Below are 14,953 nucleotides of genomic sequence, written 5' to 3' on the forward strand. Positions count from 1 at the left end.
CCCCAGGAGCGAGGATAGGATCCCACGCTGCCTGGTCCTGCTCCAGGCGCCTCCTTCGGGGCCCGTCGGCTCAGCTCGCGCGTCGCCCGGTTCCGCCGTTCGACTGTTGCGGTGTGCGCACGTCGACGCATCGGTCGGTCCAGGCGGACTGGTGGGCGGCGAGCGCCTGGTGGAAGCCGCCGGACGCCATGTCGCGGGTCTTCATCGGCCCCTCGGGCGCGGCGGTGACCGTCGAAGGGGTGGGGTCCGCCACATGGAACTCTGGGGCTGCGGTCGCGCCGACGGCCAGGACCCGCACCGTGCGCACCGCCTGCGTGCCGACCGAATCGTTTGCCGCGGTGACGATCCGCGTGCTGATCAGACGGAGCTGCGTGGCGTACGCGGAGGAGTCCGGGCGCAGGTCCAGCTGCCCGCTCTGCGCGTGGAAGGCGACGGCGACGGCATGCTCGTGCAGGTTCGGGGAGATGGTGGCGGCGATGTTGGGCCACTGGTCCAGGACGCTTCCTCCGGCTGCCGGGATGTCCCAGGCCCGGTCGGCCATCAGGCCTTGGAGCACGGCAGCGAACCCGGTCGGCTCTCGGCCGTCGCGACGCGAGGCCGTGGTGCGCGTGCGGCGCTGCGTCTTACGTGTGCCTGATTCACCGCGGGCCTTGGCGGCCGCGCGCGCCTGGTGCAGCGCGACCCGGGCCAGGTCGACGCCGGACAGCTCCGTCTCGCCCTCACCGGGCTGCTGCCCGCTGGGGCTGATCGTCTCAGTCATTCCGGCCTCCCAGGGACATCAGCGAGCTGCCGTTCGCGAGGCGAAGTGCGCGCTGGACTAGCTCAGTTCCGAAGATCGTTACTGCTGCGGGCCGTCCGAGCAGGTCGTCCGTCATCGTCACGAGCCCGGTCTCACCCGCCATGAACTCGCCCCAGGCAGCGGCCCGCATGTCAGCCATGTCCTGCGGGCGTAGGTCATCGACCCCGTTCAGTGCCGGCTTCGCTTCGCCCAGGACTTCGTACGGCTGCTGGTTGAGCGTGAACGCATCGGCCACCAGGCGGCGGACCGACTCACTGCGCGGCCGTGCCCACTCGCCCACCCACTCCTGGTGGCGGGCCTGCTCTGCACGGCGGGAGTCGCGGTACCCCTGCACGGCACGGGCCCGGTCTTCAGCGTGCGGCCACAGGGCCGTCGCCCCGCTCAGCCGCTGCGCGAGGAAACCCGACGGGCGGTGCACTGTGCCCGGGGCGTCGCCGCAGTCGAGGAACGCGATCACATCCTCGGCCGTCCAGCCCGCGTCTGAGACCTCCCGCAGGATCCAGGCGATTCGGTGAACGGCGGCGCGTCCCATCCATGGCACCTGTTGGATCAGCTCCGAGGCCAGCTGGAAACGGCGCCCGACCGCGTTGAGCTTCCGGCGGCCGCGCTTGACCTTCTTCGGGGTGGGGGAATCGCTCTGCCCGCTTGCGAGCTTGCTCTCAGGGGGGAAGGAAGTAGTTCCCGCAGAATGAACACTGCGGGAACTACCCCCCATTGGGGTGCAACGGGCCTCATCAGAAACAGCCGTCACAACCCCATGAACAGCACCCTTCCGGGCCTCTCTCGCGGGGCCCTTCGACAACGTCTTCGAGCGTGGCTTGCGCACCTTCCGCGATGCCTTCTTCGCCAACTTTGCCATCAGCTCCCGGCCAGCCTCCGCGATCCCCGACACCGCGCGGGTGTACGCCGGAGCATCCTCATCCCGCTGCACTGTGCGGATCCCCAGCGCGGCGTCGAACTCCAGCGGGATCATCCGGGCGAACTCCGACGCCTTGGCCATCTCACCGCGTACCCGGGTGCCCCGCACGATGTAAGCGAGCAGCCCGGCCTCCCGAAGCATCTGCAGCTGGTACTCCACCGTCCGCTTCGACAGACCGGTGCGGCGCACGAGGTACTCGATACCCGGACGGCACGGGAAGAGCTGCGCGAGTTCCTGGGCGACCAGTACGGTTGTTGGCCCGAAGCTGCGCGGCCCATGCGACCGGTGCCGCGGTTCGTACAGCCCGGACCCGGCGACCCAGTGGACCGCCTGCATCCAGCTGTAGCCCTCGGGCGCGATTCGTCCTGACGAGGTCGAAAGCCACTGCCCCGCCTCCGGCACGTACAGACCGGGCAGCGCGGAGGCCGTGCGGCCGACGGGGAGTCCGGACAGACGTGGGGACGGGATCAGCGTGGCGGCCTGCACCACTGCGGTCCTCATCGACCCACCACCGCGACACAACGTTCCGGACAGATTGACGACCCGCCGTGCCGGATCAGCACGAAGAGACCAACGGGACATATCGGGAATGCCGGGCAGACAATCTGCGTCACACTGAATGCCGCAGCATCGCAAAACTGGATGAACCGGGCTCTAGCAGGCTGGCCAAAGTCAGAAAGGTGGGGCAAGATGGCGGTTGCCTTCCTCTGTATAGAAGCGGGCATGGAGAAGCCCCTCGGGGCACTTCATCTGCTGCGGAGCAGAAAAATGAACCGTTCGAAGCCGACTGGCATCGGGTCGAACAACTCCTTCGGGCGGCCCTGGCAGGCCGAACCGGAGACATGCGGGACGCCCAGTCGAGGTGCTGCAAACACCGGGGCTGGCGTCCCGGGCGGCTAAGCCGCCCCTAGACCTAGGTCATCTCAACCCCCTCTTCGGAGGGCGGATTGAGGTTCCCGGAAATACAGAAAACCCCGCTGACGTGCAGCGCGAGACATCGCGATGACGGCGGGGATCTTGTGTGCGGGCCGAGGCCCACGGGTACAGTGGTGCCATGAACACCGAGAGCCTCCTAGCTAGGTTCTCTACTCCCCCGGGCTTCCCAAGGCGCGGGGGATTTTTCATATTCAGATAGATCTTGATCGTGGCAACCCTACCTCCTCGATCGCTCATCGAGCAGAGGGTGACGCGAGCGAGTTGACGACACGAGCGAGGCCCCAGCTCCCCCAGCAGATAACCGCGCTGACTGGCACTCAGGGCAAAATGGCATCCATGCCTGACACGCCTGCCCCGGAGCCCGTGGTCACCTACGCGACCGCTGCGCAGCAACGCGCCTACATCGCGGCTATGAAGCAGATCCATGCCGACCGGAAGGTCGGAGCTCCGGTCAGGGTCTACATCTGTGCGGCCCCCCAGATCGCGCGGCGCCGCCAATGGGACGAACGCCTGGCGAAAATCCGACATCGGCTTCCTGGTGTCGAACTGCTCCAGTTTTCCGATGTGTTCACCGCGGACAACTACCGAGATGCCTGGCCGCAACTGGCCCCTACCTTCGACGGATTGGTTGTCGTCGGCTCCACCAAGCGCAGCGGCGGGCAGGGCCACGTCTACCGCCTCGGCGAGACCGCCCGACTTGAGGTCATCGATATCGTGCGGGTCGGCCGCCCTGTTCTGCTGCACGCCAAGGGCGCAGGACTCATCCCGTTCGTCGACTGCAAGATCAACCGGGTGGGCGACGACGTACTCCGTACCAAGGTGACCATTCCCGACGCCTGGGACCCGAAGGACTACGAGCCCACCCTGCAGGCCGCGCTCCGCGCGTTGCGACCGCTTTGTCTCAACTCCCCGGAAGAACACACCGGAGAGCGTGCCCACCTTGCTCACCCGATTGCTGCACATCCCAGTCCATAGCAAGGCTCCACGACAGGTCTTGAGACGCGAGGTGTCGGTCACGACTGTTCACCTCCGTACAGCGCAACCAGCAGCGTGTCCGGGTTCCCGTCGTAGACGATGTGCGGCTCCTCTTCATTTGGCGCATAGAAGCGGCCTGCGAACCGCAGGAGATCAGCTTCGCTGAACTCTATGGCGTTCGCGTCGACGAGGGCCTTAGCGTTGCGCTCCCGGATCCTCTCCCAGCGCACCTCGTGCGGCACAGGCAGGTAGACGAGTAGGGGCGTGCCACCTACCTCGATCGCCGTGTCTGCCCATTGCCTTCGTTCGTCACGTGTCCAGAATCCGTGGTCCACCACGACGCTGTGTCCGGACGAGAGGTGTTCCTGCAGCTCCAGTGCGATGTCTTTGAGGACGGGCGCCTCCCGGACAAGGAACTCCCCGCGGGGGAAGTCTCTCCCGTAATGTCCGTAGCGGCGGAACATTTCTTCATCTGGGCAGAGGCGCACCATTCCGGCCTGTTCGAAGGCGCGCGCGAGAGTCGTTTTGCCAGCGCCCGGCAACCCGGCCATGAGGATCGTGCGCGGCGCGGGTGCCCGACGACCGGACAGAGCTGCAGAGATGCGGCTGATCCCGACTCGTCCTTCCGGCGTCAGAGTGCCGGCGCGCTCGGCGCGAAGGAGTTCGCCGAGACGGGCTTCGAGGCGGTGAATAAGGGCGTCGTCCAGTGCGGTGTTACTGGTGGTCACCGCAGCACCTCCGACGTAGTGCGCCGTGTACGGCCAGGCGCTCCCAGGTCGACGCCGTATTCGAGGAGTTGGCCGTCGGCGTCCAGGAATCTCGCGGTCAGCACCAGGATTGCCGCGACGGTGCTTGCCTCCAGCTCTAGGAGCTCAAGGTCCCGTGCCGTCGCGATACGAGCGGTTTCCTCATCCACACGTCGCGCGACCAGCCGCCCGGTGGTCTGGGCAATCAAGTCGAGCGACAGCCCACCCTTGAGGCGCTCGTTCTTCGCCAGCTCAGGTAGGGCTCGGGCGAATTCCGCCGGGATCCAGGACGTTGAGTGGCAGACGATGCCGTGAGCATCTCGGTAGACGCGGCTTCGGCGAATCACGTCGTCACCAGGATCGATACCGAGCGCTTCGGCGACGTCTTCTGGGGCAATCGCTATGCCGGCGGTGTGGCCTGATGACTTCTCGCCAACGCCCCACGACGAATGCGTCTTGTTGCTGCGGTCGTGGCGCTCCGCTCCAGAGGCCAGCGACACGGGCCGGTTCATCACCTCAGTGCCGACACCTGGGATGCCCTGGACCAACTTCTCGTCCCGCAACAGCTTCATCGCTCGATCGGCCGTTGCGGTGCTTACGTCCCACTGGTCGGCCAGAGCTCGGATGCTCGGCAAAAGGTCGCCAGGCAAAAGCGCCCCGGAGCTGATGAGGTCCCGGTAGTGAGCCGCGATGCGCGCGTACGGCGGCCGGTTGTCCGCTCGGGGTGGCCCTGGCATGTCCTCGCCTCCTTCATATCCGTCTAGGTTGCCTCACTATACCGCTTGACACCAGAGGGTACCTGAGGCAACCTGATGTAAGCAACACCTCGGTGACCCTCTGGGAGCGCCGAGTAACCAACGCAAAACAGCAGGAGTCACCGTCCTATGGGGCGGCGGCAATGGGGTCGTAGCCCGCGCTCCCCCGGCCGAGGCGTCTGTACCGAATATCGAGCACCACAGATCTACCTCGACAGCGCTGCTGCGCTGTCTGTCCGTCAGGACCTCCCGGCCGAAAGGCCGGCCTGGCGCGGCAGAGGGAGCAGCACTCGCTTCACATGAGAGAAGGAGATCCTGATGGCGAGGAACCGAAAGCGTCCTGGTCGGGTTCGGACCGAGCGCAACAACCGCCGCGAGGCGCTCAAGCTCAGCACGATGGCCCCGGAGGATTTCAACGTCCGACCGGGCGAGACGAAGTCGCTCGCGTGCCCGGACTGCCGGACCTGGCGCCGGATCATGGGAACGTACGATTTCAAGATCCGCGAGCACGGCATCAGCGACAAGGTCACCGAAGGCCAGAAGCACGAACGCTGCCCTGGCAGTAACCAGGTCGTCGAAATCGACATCGACGTCCGGCGGTGGCAGGCCCGGCAGGACCGCCTGCTGCGGGACGCGATGCCGCAGGACAACCGGCGCGCGGCGCAGCAGTTCTATAAGCCCCTCCCGGACCCCGCCACCCCGGTCTCCCGGATCACGGCGGAGATCACCCTGGAAACGACCCGCCAGTCGTATCTCGCTCACCGCAAGGGCTGCATTCGTTGCGTCGGCGTTCGCCACTGCACGGACGGTGGCGTCCTGGCCCGTCGCTACGTCCGCGCTCTCCGGGAGGAGCCCGGCCGCTGCAAGGTGCGTGAGCAGAGGGAGTGCCAGGAGCGGCGTGCCATGCGGAGGCAGGCTGAGCCGTCCGTGCGCAAGGCGCAGTGGGTCAAGCACGGTGGCGAAGCGATTGAGAGGGCGAACAACCTCTGCTCAGAGCGGGCTTCCGGGGCGGTCTCTGAGTTCCGCAGCCTCCAGATTCCACTGGAGCCGCTCCAGGTCACCGCGTGACTGCACCACGAACGACTATTGCCCTAACTCAGGGAGGTACCAGCGATGCGGACGGATGAGTACGAGGCGCGGCAGGCGGAGTTGGAGGAGATGCACGCCGACTACGAGGCCACGGACCAGGACGAGTACGAGAAGTACATCGACGAACTCGACGCCAGGGACGCCAACCGCTCCTGACCCCTACGAACATCTACGGCCGCCGCCACCCCGCTGAGGGGACGGCGGCCGCTGCAATCTCTTCCCGGCCGGTCACCACCTGGTGGCCGGCTCCCCTTTGAGCTGAGGACCCCCATGGATATGACTCTGGCTACCCTCTACGCCCGCTACTCCGCCCGCCTCGCCGCCTACGTGGCCGGCCGTCTGGGTGAGGGCCTGGCAGACACGGACGACGTGATCCAGGACGTCTGGGTCTACGCCGCGCAGCTCCTCGCGAGTCCCGATTCGGCTGGGGCCTGGACGGTTCTGACGGCACTGGCCGACCGCGCCGTGGCGGCACACCAGACGGTCGCCCACCGCGGCATGGAGGTCCCGGTCGGTGTGCTGACGCCTGCGGCGCGTGTCAGCGCCGCTTCGGTAGTCGCCCCGGTGTTGCCTGCCGCTGTGCGGTGGGGGGCCCCGGCTGCGGTGCAGGTTTTCGAGAACGCGGCCTGAGAGTGCCTGTCTCTGAATCTCTGATCGGAAGGAAATGACCATGGGTCTGTTCACCCCGAAGTATCCCAAGTCCGATACTCCGGGGGCCGATTCGTCCTCCGGCGGAGGTGCCCGCCGTGAGACGCGTGCAGAGCGTCGCGACCGCGAGGCCCGCACCTCGTCGGCGCGGAGGAAGGCCAGCGTCGAGCGCCAGTTCCAGGCTGCCGAACGGGCCAGCAAGGAGCGCACCGCCAGTTTCTGGGACCGCTACGAACGTCGCAACGGAACCGGCAGCGTCGACTGGAACTGAGGCTCAGAAGGTTCTGAGCTGACGCCTTTTGCCGGAACCGCGCCCCGGCGCGGCGCCGGTAATGGGCGCCGGACTGTCCCGGCCCCAGTCCCACCACACAGGCGCGCCGCCCAGGGCTCTGACCTCCTGGGCGGCGCTGTACAGGTCCCGTCGAAAGGAACACCTGTGAACACCATGATCGCACGGTCGTTGGAGGCCGTCATCGGCACACTGAACGCGACCGGCACCTGCCCCGTCTGCAAAGGAAACTTCGAGACGTGCACTTGCACGGGAGGGCACGCGGGTCGCGTCGGGATTGCTGCCGACGACATCCGGCATGGCGAGACCGAGCAGTGGTACCAGCTCGTCGACCGCTTGGTCGTCGACGGTGACGACCGCGCCCGGGCCGCTGGCCGTCGGGCTCGTCGCACTCTCTCCGAGATGGCCCCCGGGTACGAGCGACAGCCGATCCTGCACCTCACCCGCCCGCTTCCGATGGCGGGTGCGAACGACGCATGCCCGCTCTGCCACCGCTGGACCTGCGACCGCACCAACTGCCCCCCGTCCCGCTCCGCAGTGGCGAGCGCGGCAGCGGTGGCCCGATGAGTTCTTGTGGACACCCCCCAAGGCTCGTGACGGTCAACAGCATCGGCTCCGATGGAAAGCCTTACCAGTCGGTGCGGCACGAGCCGTGCACCTGCGGCGGCGGTAAGTAGGTGCATCACATACGGCGCGCCGGGGTCGCGCAGCACCTCGCGGCCCGGGCCGTTGCTGTTCGCGGTCTGTCCCATCCTGCTACTCAGCTATTGCTCGCGGCCGCCGCTCTGACGGCCGCGAGCGCCTGGGACGTCGGCCACCGCGTAGCAGACACTCACCCCGCTCAGAAAGGCCGTCGTGCCACCTGACGACCTGTACACCCGCTACATGCAGGCCGCCACGGCCAACCGCGTTCACCAGCACGACTGTTCCGCGTGCCTGACGAGACCGTGTCCGACGGGAGTAGCACTCGCGGAGCGGCTGGCCGGGCTTCAGGACGAGTACCTCCAGCACCAGCGTGAACCCTGACACTCACCTCAACGAAGAGGAACGACATGAGCGCATTGTCCTTTTGCCTCCACATGCCACGCTGTCCCGCGGCGATCGCCCCGGACCGTGAGGCCGCGCAGGTTGTGGCACATCACCCGGAGCAGGGCTGGAGCCTGCTGTGCAACGGCGTCCTGATCTTCGAGGACACCGGCGAGCTGCTGCCGGACGGTCAGATCATCGCCCCGCACCGGCCCCTCGCCGTAGTCGCGGCCTGACGGCTGCCTGATCCGCCCGCACCGACCGCCGATCCATTGGCGGCCGGATCGGGCGGTGACTGGGAGCCGGACAGCCCGGACCGCGATCAAAGATGAGGCCCGCATGACGAAGACGATTTTCACCGACGAGACACTGCGCGTGGCCGCTGAGGCCATGGGCGAGTACAGCAAGTCTATCTGGGTCTGCCCGTCCGGCGAGCAGGTCACCGGCGAGCAGGTCGCCTGCCACCTGGAGGCCACCCGCGCTCTCCTGGACCGGGATGGCTGGGTCCGCACCTACACCTCCGTCGCCACGAGCGCCGACCGCACTGGCGATGAGACGGCGGTCAAGGACAGGTTGAGCGAGGTGTTGCACCTGGTTCGCAACGCCTTCGGACCGGGCGACCTCCGGTGGCCGCTGTACAGCGCGCTGCTGGAGATCTCCGCCAGCGCGGACGGCGACGGGGACACAAAGTGTCTGGCCGGGCTGGTGTTGGACCTGGTGATCCAGGCCCATACCGGGTCGGACACCGCGAAGGCTATTGCGTGGTCGGAGCGGATGCACCGTACGGCCGAGGACATCACAGCTCTGCTGATGGCAGGCGTCCGGTTCGCTCGCGCATACGGGTCCGGCGTCATCGCCGAGGGCCTGGCTGCTGCCTGAGTCGACCGGCTGTTCGTAGTGAGGGAGGCCGGTCTTCCCGTACGCCTGCTGGCCACTTGCTCACAGCACCACGGCCCCCCGGGGTCACGGCATTTGAGCTGCCGTGGCCCCGGAAGGCCTGGTCACGACCCTACCGATCGACACCGACCCGCGGTGCCCTCTTGCACGGAGGCACCAGAACGTAAGAGAGGACACCCCGTGGCCCCCAAGACCGCCACCAACCGCAGGCGCAAGGCCACCCCGGCTGCGAAGCCCCGCAATGCCCGGCGCGCCAAGACATCTCCGCCGGCCTCCACCTCTGCTCAGATCGCCGCCCCCGAGGAGACCGCGCCGCTGGTGTTCGCGGAGGCTGACCCGGTTATGGCCGACGCTGCCGACCGCGCCGCCGATCTCCGGGACCTGGCGGCCGACGACGTCGTGCACATCCTCGCTGACGGCGAGATGCGCGTCATCGAGCTGCTGGACGGCGCGCGCACCCAGGCGGCCTCGATCACCGAGGCCGCCACCGCGGAACAGTCCCGCCTCCTGGCCGTCGCCATGACGGACGCCAACCAGGTCCGTACGGAGGCCGCGACGACCGCGGCCGCCGACGCGGACCAGGTCCGCGCCGACGCCGAAGCGGCGGCGCAGCTGCTCGTCGACGCGCGCCGCGCCGCCAGCACAGTCACGGCGACGGCGGCCGACGAGGCCGACAAGGTTCTCGCTGACGCCCGTCGCCAGGCGGAAGAGGTCACCACCACGGCGGCAGCACAGGCGGAGCAAGTCCGGACCGAGGCCGCTCAGGCCGCCGCGAAGGCCCTCGCTGACGCCGATCAGGAGGCCACCGCCCAGCACGCGGCGGCGAAGAACGGCCTGGAAGCAGGACACAGCGAGGCTGACCGCCTTCTGACCGAGGCCCGCGACCGTGCCGAGACCCTGGTGACGGAGGCCCGTGCGCAGGTCACCGAACTCACTGAGCTGGCTACCACCGACCGTGCTGCGACCGGCAAGGCCGTTGCCGAGCTGCGCCGCCTGGCCAAGGCCGACCTCACCGAGATCGGTGAGCTGGTCGACCAGCGCCGCGAAGAGGCCAGCGGGATCCTGGCCCGCGCCCAGGAGCAGGCCGACGAACTGATGGCCGCGGCGGAGCGGGAGGTCGATCAGGCCCGCGAGCGGTTCGCCAAGCTCGCGGCGACGGCGGCTGAGCAGTACGACGGACGACGAGCGGAAGCGGAGCAGCTGTACGCGGACGCACTCAAGGCCGCCGACGACCGGCGTCGCGACGCCGACCAGCACGTCGCCGCTACTCACACCGAGGCAGAGCAGGCCCGCACCGAGCTGCGCGAGAAGCTGCGTGAGCTCACCGACACGTTCGACGCACAGGCCGCCGCCAAGCGCAAAGCCCTCACCGACGAACTCGCCGGGCTCAAGCAGGCGTGCGACAAGCAACGCGAGCGGCTGCGGGAGGAAGCCAAGACGGTCGCTGCCCAACTGCGGGAGGCCGCCCAGAAGGAGGCCGACCGCATCACCACGGAGGCGGAGCGTAAGGCGAAAAGCATCACCGAGCGGGCGAAGGCCGACGAATCCCGCGCCCGCCGGCTGCTCGATGAGGCCCGTGAAGCGAAGAAGGCCAACTCCCGCTGGAACGGCTGGCAGCGAAAGGTCAGCCAGAAGGCGTGGAAGACGGCCCCGTGGATCGCGCTGGCCGCCGGCGTCGGCCTCGCCGCTTCCGGTGAGTACGAGCTGGCCCGCATGGTCGGCATCCACCCGTACGTCGCCCCGCTGCTCCCGGTGTCGATCGACGTCTACTGCGTCACCGCGTTCCGCGCCAAGAGAGACATCGCGTCGGCGCTGACGCTCATGGCGTCGGCGAACGTCATCTTCCACCTCTCCGAGCAGGCACACCTCGTACCCGAGGGCCAGTCCGCTCCCTGGTGGCTGACTACGTTCGTCGTGCTGATCTTCGTGGCCGTCATCTGGCGCGTACACACGCTCATGCACGACCCCAGTACGGACGGGCACGGCAGTACAGCAACCGCGGACGGCCGTACCGGTACGGACAGCGGAAACGGAACGCCCGCTCGTACAGGTACGCACCGGCGTACAGACGGTACGGACGGTGCACTCTCCAGCCGTACAGGGGCCGCCAGCCATGACCTGTACACCGGCCACGAGCCGGTACGTCCGGACGCCGCAGGCACCGGACGGGACGGTACGGACCCTGTACGCCCCGCCTCCCACCCGCCGCACGACGGCGGGACAGAAACGGCGGTGACCAGGCCGTACAGCGACCGTACAGGCGGCGTACACACCACCCCCGATGGGGCGGCGCGTACAGGTACACCGGCTGCGGGGCGTACCGGTACGGCCAGAGCGGCAGCACAGGGGCGTACCGGTACGGCCAGCGTCCGTACGCAGTCCGGCGGCGACGGTGTACCGGGTGCCCGCACAGGTACGGATACCACGTCCTCCCTCGCAACCGGAACCAGCGGCACGGACCGTACCGGTACGGCTGTACGGACGGACGCCGAACTCCTGCCGCTCGTACAGAACCTGCCGCGTGACCAGGACGGGTTCGTCACCCTCTACCAGGCACGCACCAAGCTCAGCGTCAACCAGACCCGCGCGGTACGCCTGCTCTCCCAAGCCGGCCTGCTGCGCCCCGAGGACGCGGACAAGCACCTGACCTGATCCGACGTCCGGCACACACCAGTGAGGGCCAGCCCATCCGAAGTGGGCTGGCCCTCGCTGCGACTGCCGGAAGCAGTCCCAGCCCCCAAGTACAGCAGGAGGAATCCCAGCCGTGAACAGCAACGACCCGAATCACGCACCTCTGCGCGATGTGGCGCAGAGCCCGGAGGCAACCGCTCGCTACCTGGCCGAGATTCAGCGGGTCCTTCTGGACATCGGCAAGAACCTGGAGACTCTGGCCCTGGAGACCCGCATCCACTGCCGCGACACATACGTGGACGGCGACCGTTGGTACGACGCCTGGCTGCGCGCGCAGCCAGTGGAAAGGTCCCTCAAGGACGTACTCAAGAAGGTCGAGTCCGTTACCAAGGGCCTGGAAAAGACCGCGTACAAGCGGCGCGACCACGATAAGACGGTCGCGAATACCGACCGCAAGAGGAAGGACAAGGAGCTGGAAAAGGTGCGGAAGAATGCCCCGCCGCTCCAGGTCGCCCCGCAGAATCCGCCGCAGCAGGGTGCGCAGAGCCACAAATCAGGCTATGGTGTTCCCGCGTCGATTTACGACCTGGGTAGCAGGGAGTCGGCGTGACTCGCCCCCTCAGCAGTGCAGAACGGTCCGCCGAACGGCGGCAGCAGTGGCTGAAGGAAGAGGCGGATAAAGCCCGCGAATCTCGCGGCGAGCAGGGGCAGATGGAATTCTGGCTCCGCCTGGCGCGATCTCGAATCGCCAAGGACGTCAAAGCCGGTCGCGGCGACGTCCACGTCGGATTCGCGCAGATCTGCCGCCTGTTCATCACCGCGATGGACAAGCGGGCGGAGGGCGACGCACGGATCTGGAACGACCTCCTGCAGTACGCGGAGCAGGTCGTCGCGAAGCACCCCCCGCGTCACTGACCGTCACCAACGAAGGCCCCGCCGGACTCCGGCGGGGCCTTCGCCTCGCGTAAAGCGTGCACACGTGCACGTGCACACGCGTGCACACAAGACCCCACGCTCTGTCAAGTCCCTGGAGGGGACCGGAAGGAGGTGCGCTGTGTCCGACGTGGACGACCCGAACGGGATCCTGGTCCGCGGTCCCTGGGGCGGTGATTCCTCGTACGTGCCACCGCCGATGCCGGATTACGCCGACACTATTCCACGGCCGGAGGACATTCCCGCCGCGCCACCGGAGTCGCCGGAAGAGACGACGATGCAATTGCCGACGATTCCGGCTGCCCCGGATCCGGCAACGGCATTGCGCTCGGACGGAATTACCCCGCCGGAAATCGGAGAAGATGAAGGCGAATATGACGAGGGTGAATATGTTCAGCCTCGTTCTCTCGCTGACCGTCTCGGTGACTGGCTGGAATACTGGCTCGAAATGAAACGGGGGCTCCACGAAAGCGAAGCGCCTTTCCGTGAGGCTGAAATAGCGCGGAAGGCTGCGCTGCTGCAGGGGCGCACCGCGCAGGAAGTCGCGATGATGGAGCAGAACGGAAAGCTCCACGCCGCGATGATGAAAGCGAAGGGTGATAAGGCGTCGGCGCGCGGAAAGTCCGACGCCGACCGCATGAAGTCGCCTGGCTCTGGCCTGGGGTCGGACAAGGGCCGCTCGAAGGCCGGCGGCGGGGGCGGGTCCTCGCGGGGCGGAGGCGGCGGTCCGTCGCGCAACAACTCCGGGTCGGGAGCCAACCGGCCCGGGTCGCAGCGCGGCGGCTCCAACTCCGGTGGCCCCGGCGGGCGTTCCGGGAACGGATCGACCGGCGGAGGAGGTAAGGGAGGCTCGAAGAGCCCTGACCGGTCCTCTGGCGGCCGTGCGACTGGTCCTGGGCGCGCCGGGTCCGGTGGGGGCTCGAAAGGCTCGCACGCGGGCTCTGGCGGCTCCGGTAAGGGTGGCGGCTCGAAGGACGGTGGCTCGAACGGTGACGGCGGCCGGGGCCAGCACGGGCCGGCCTCCAACGCCCGTGCGGAGCGGGCCCGCGGCCGCCAGGACCGCGCGGGTACCCGTCAGGCCGGGCGTCAGGAGCGGCGCAACGCCGGACACACCGCTGGCATCGCCGACCGGAGCGCGGACCGGGACCAGGCCCGCGCCAACCGGCAGAAGGACTGGGAGGGCCGCCGGGCGAAGAAGGCGGAGCGGGAGACGGCGAGGAAGGCGAAGCGGGAAGCCGCGGCGTCGGCCGACCCGGGCCGCACCACCTTGGGCGGAGCCCTCTCGGAGGAAGCCCAGCGCCGCTGGGACAAGCGCCGTGCCGACGCGAAGGACAGCAAGGCCGGCGCGGAGAAGGTGAACCTGACCAAGGAGAAGGACAAGGGTAAGAGCGCCGACGGCAAGGGTGACAAGGGCGCCAAGGAAGGCCCTGGCGGGGCCTCCAGCGGCAAAAGGGACGCCCCGGCGGGCGATGATCCCGGCAAGGAATCCAAGGTCGGTGACGGGTCGTCTGAGGGCTCGAAGAAGCGTCGCCGGTCCCGCCGTCGCACCGGCAGTTCAGGCCGGGCCGGACGGCGGGGCCGTACCCGCCGCACGGGGCGCGCCGGACGCACCGGTCCGCGCGGCCGCCGCAAACGGTCGTCGGACAGCCCGTTCGGACCGGAGCCCACCCCGACGGTGGAGTGGCCCGATCACCCCAACCGACCCCGGCGCCCCGCCGACGGCGGCGAGGGGGACATCGAGGACGCGGTCATCATCCCCGACGATCCCGCAGCTGTGACGACCGGCATCAAGGGGCTGCCGCCCGCGCCGGAGCCTCACACCCAGCGGCCCGGTAGCACACGGCCAGCCCCCGAGAAGAACGAGGAGAACGACGTGAGCTATGCGAAGGCCCGGTCGGGCCAGGGCGGCCTGGCAGCGCAGCACCGCACCGACATCACGTTCGACGAGTACCTGGTCACGATGGTGAACATCGCGTTCGCCGCCCAGGCGGACAAGGAACGGTCCGAGGAACTGGCCGACGCACTGGGCAAGGTCGCGAATGCTCTGCGGGACATTGCCACGGACCTGGTCGGTGACCACAACGTGGGCACCGGAGTCATCGATCTGATCTCGGACCTCGCGGATGCCGCAGCCCGCATGAAGTCACAAGCCGAGCGCTGCTCCCAGGAGTGCGCGGCTGCTGCCGGGGCCGCCGCACTCGCGGCTAGCGCGGTCGGCCGCACCTACAGCCAGGACATCGACGCCATGGACGACGCGGGCCTGACACACGCCTCCTCCGCCGCGCATCACGACTAGAAACCGAGGAACAG

General features: G+C 68.2%; 16 protein-coding genes. 12 read left to right on the plus strand and 4 right to left on the minus strand.

Annotated elements, in window-relative coordinates; genetic code table 11:
• Nucleotides 1-70 precede the first annotated feature (70 nt).
• Both OG210_RS33680 and OG210_RS33685 read right to left on the minus strand, forming a co-directional pair.
• Nucleotides 71-760 carry a DciA family protein gene (locus tag OG210_RS33680; RefSeq protein WP_331719826.1) on the minus strand — a complete coding sequence of 230 codons (690 nt, stop codon included), beginning with the start codon at nucleotides 758-760 and terminating at the stop codon, nucleotides 71-73.
• Nucleotides 753-2,219, minus strand: coding sequence for a helix-turn-helix domain-containing protein (locus tag OG210_RS33685; RefSeq protein WP_331719827.1), 1,467 nt, complete (start codon nucleotides 2,217-2,219; stop codon nucleotides 753-755). The genes OG210_RS33680 and OG210_RS33685 overlap by 8 nt, the downstream gene beginning before the upstream one ends.
• A 771-nt stretch (nucleotides 2,220-2,990) precedes the next feature.
• Between OG210_RS33685 and OG210_RS33690 the strand changes: the two genes are divergently transcribed.
• Nucleotides 2,991-3,629 carry a hypothetical protein gene (locus OG210_RS33690; RefSeq protein ID WP_371540759.1) on the plus strand — a complete coding sequence of 213 codons (639 nt, stop codon included), beginning with the start codon at nucleotides 2,991-2,993 and terminating at the stop codon, nucleotides 3,627-3,629.
• Between the two features lie 38 nt (nucleotides 3,630-3,667).
• Here the strand turns inward: OG210_RS33690 and OG210_RS33695 are convergent, their stop codons facing one another.
• Both OG210_RS33695 and OG210_RS33700 read right to left on the minus strand, forming a co-directional pair.
• Nucleotides 3,668-4,357, minus strand: a complete 690-nt coding sequence (locus OG210_RS33695) for an AAA family ATPase (protein ID WP_331719829.1) — start codon at nucleotides 4,355-4,357, stop codon at nucleotides 3,668-3,670.
• On the minus strand, nucleotides 4,354-5,112 hold the full coding sequence (locus tag OG210_RS33700; protein WP_331719830.1) for a GntR family transcriptional regulator: 759 nt from the start codon (nucleotides 5,110-5,112) through the stop codon (nucleotides 4,354-4,356). Before OG210_RS33700 ends, OG210_RS33695 begins: the two co-directional genes overlap by 4 nt.
• 336 nt (nucleotides 5,113-5,448) lie before the next feature.
• Here OG210_RS33700 and OG210_RS33705 point away from each other — a divergent pair, with 336 nt between their 5' ends.
• From OG210_RS33705 to OG210_RS33755, 11 genes are all read left to right on the plus strand, one after another.
• Nucleotides 5,449-6,198 carry a hypothetical protein gene (locus tag OG210_RS33705; protein WP_331719831.1) on the plus strand — a complete coding sequence of 250 codons (750 nt, stop codon included), beginning with the start codon at nucleotides 5,449-5,451 and terminating at the stop codon, nucleotides 6,196-6,198.
• A gap of 45 nt (nucleotides 6,199-6,243) precedes the next feature.
• Complete coding sequence (locus tag OG210_RS33710) at nucleotides 6,244-6,375, plus strand: hypothetical protein (protein WP_331719832.1); 132 nt, start codon at nucleotides 6,244-6,246, stop codon at nucleotides 6,373-6,375.
• Nucleotides 6,376-6,495: 120 nt separating this feature from the next.
• Entirely contained in the window at nucleotides 6,496-6,849 is a 354-nt protein-coding gene (locus OG210_RS33715) for a hypothetical protein (protein ID WP_371540764.1), read from the plus strand.
• A gap of 40 nt (nucleotides 6,850-6,889) precedes the next feature.
• Nucleotides 6,890-7,138, plus strand: a complete 249-nt coding sequence (locus tag OG210_RS33720; protein WP_371540766.1) for a hypothetical protein — start codon at nucleotides 6,890-6,892, stop codon at nucleotides 7,136-7,138.
• A gap of 174 nt (nucleotides 7,139-7,312) precedes the next feature.
• Nucleotides 7,313-7,723, plus strand: coding sequence for a hypothetical protein (locus OG210_RS33725; RefSeq protein ID WP_331719835.1), 411 nt, complete (start codon nucleotides 7,313-7,315; stop codon nucleotides 7,721-7,723).
• Nucleotides 7,724-8,208: 485 nt separating this feature from the next.
• On the plus strand, nucleotides 8,209-8,418 hold the full coding sequence (locus tag OG210_RS33730) for a DUF5999 family protein (protein WP_371540769.1): 210 nt from the start codon (nucleotides 8,209-8,211) through the stop codon (nucleotides 8,416-8,418).
• Nucleotides 8,419-8,521: 103 nt separating this feature from the next.
• Nucleotides 8,522-9,061, plus strand: a complete 540-nt coding sequence (locus tag OG210_RS33735; RefSeq protein ID WP_331719837.1) for a hypothetical protein — start codon at nucleotides 8,522-8,524, stop codon at nucleotides 9,059-9,061.
• A 198-nt stretch (nucleotides 9,062-9,259) separates the two neighbouring features.
• On the plus strand, nucleotides 9,260-11,731 hold the full coding sequence (locus OG210_RS33740) for a hypothetical protein (RefSeq protein WP_331719838.1): 2,472 nt from the start codon (nucleotides 9,260-9,262) through the stop codon (nucleotides 11,729-11,731).
• Between the two features lie 112 nt (nucleotides 11,732-11,843).
• Nucleotides 11,844-12,320 carry a hypothetical protein gene (locus OG210_RS33745; protein ID WP_331719839.1) on the plus strand — a complete coding sequence of 159 codons (477 nt, stop codon included), beginning with the start codon at nucleotides 11,844-11,846 and terminating at the stop codon, nucleotides 12,318-12,320.
• Entirely contained in the window at nucleotides 12,317-12,625 is a 309-nt protein-coding gene (locus OG210_RS33750) for a hypothetical protein (protein WP_331719840.1), read from the plus strand. Before OG210_RS33745 ends, OG210_RS33750 begins: the two co-directional genes overlap by 4 nt.
• A 565-nt stretch (nucleotides 12,626-13,190) precedes the next feature.
• Nucleotides 13,191-14,939: an ATP/GTP-binding protein gene (locus OG210_RS33755; protein ID WP_371540774.1), complete on the plus strand. Its 1,749-nt coding sequence runs from the start codon at nucleotides 13,191-13,193 to the stop codon at nucleotides 14,937-14,939.
• The last annotated feature ends 14 nt before the right edge of the window (nucleotides 14,940-14,953 follow it).

This window comes from Streptomyces sp. NBC_00466, from assembly GCF_041433995.1.
Taxonomy (GTDB): Bacteria; Actinomycetota; Actinomycetes; order Streptomycetales; family Streptomycetaceae; genus Streptomyces.